Here is a 1,015-nt window from a genome sequence, read left to right on the forward strand (position 1 = left end):
GTCTCACCCTATACACAAATGTGTGGTTGCAGAAAATAATATGCTTGTTTTTAAAAAATGTTATTTCGATGAATCTTGGTATTCGGTATCTCTTGATGAAGGCGCGCTAACATTATCGGATCGTAAACTATCAACCTATGTGAATGCGTTGGCAAAAGCGGGATTTGTAATTGAGCAAATGATTGAGCAATCTGATGATGAAATTATGCAATCGTGGGACGATAACAGTGATTTTGCAAAAAAAGCCAAGATGCTTCCTGTAACTTTTGTAGTCAAAGCAAGAAAACTATAGAATCCAATCCGATAGCTTAATCATGACTAGGTTTTCACCAGGCTCATTACGCTAACGGGCAAGTTAACGTAATCGACAGGAATTTATAATAATATTATAGTCTGATAAGTTGAATGTGGAGGTATTTAATGCCAATTCTGTGTTTAGAAGGAGCAAGTGCTGTCGGAAAAACCTCAACATGTAGAGAGTTGGAAAAATCATATAATGCTTATATTGTTCCAGAAGTAAATAAGCTATTTCAACGCCCCAGTAATGCAACCCAATTATGGTATTTTGAGAAACAAATACAAAGATGGCGAATTGCAAATGAGATGATGTCAACCCACGAATTAGTGGTTTTTGATGGTGATCCTCTTCAACCACTATGGTATAACTGGTGCTATGATTTTATCGGTTGGCAACCTCTATCGGATATCATTGATTTCTTTAGAAGTCATTTGGTGAAAGAAGAGTTTGGATTTCCAGATGCTTATATTATCCTTCATGCAAGTGGATCTGAGCTCCGAATTCGGAAAGAGAATGATATCATTAATAAACGTGGGAAATTTGAAACCCATCTGCAATTTATTCATCCTCAAGCTCGTTATTTTAACAATTTAAATGAACTGGTTCCTGGCTATGTTAGGGACATTAAGGCCATATCTGTTGAGCACAATGTTTCTGAAATCATTCGATTGGCTCCAAGTTTAATGAAAATTGGTCATTCGATAAAAAGTGTCGACT

General features: G+C 36.3%; 1 protein-coding gene and 1 pseudogene. Both read left to right on the forward strand.

Features of this window, described 5'->3' with window-relative positions:
- Positions 1-292: pseudogene (locus tag AC1DWN_RS34285) on the forward strand (class I SAM-dependent methyltransferase); the annotation flags it as partial.
- Positions 293-420: 128 nt separating this feature from the next.
- The coding region (locus tag AC1DWN_RS34290) for a nucleoside/nucleotide kinase family protein (RefSeq protein WP_477563272.1) at positions 421-1,015 on the forward strand (595 nt) is incomplete at its 3' end.

The organism is Paenibacillus sp. P4_A7, from assembly GCF_056402455.1.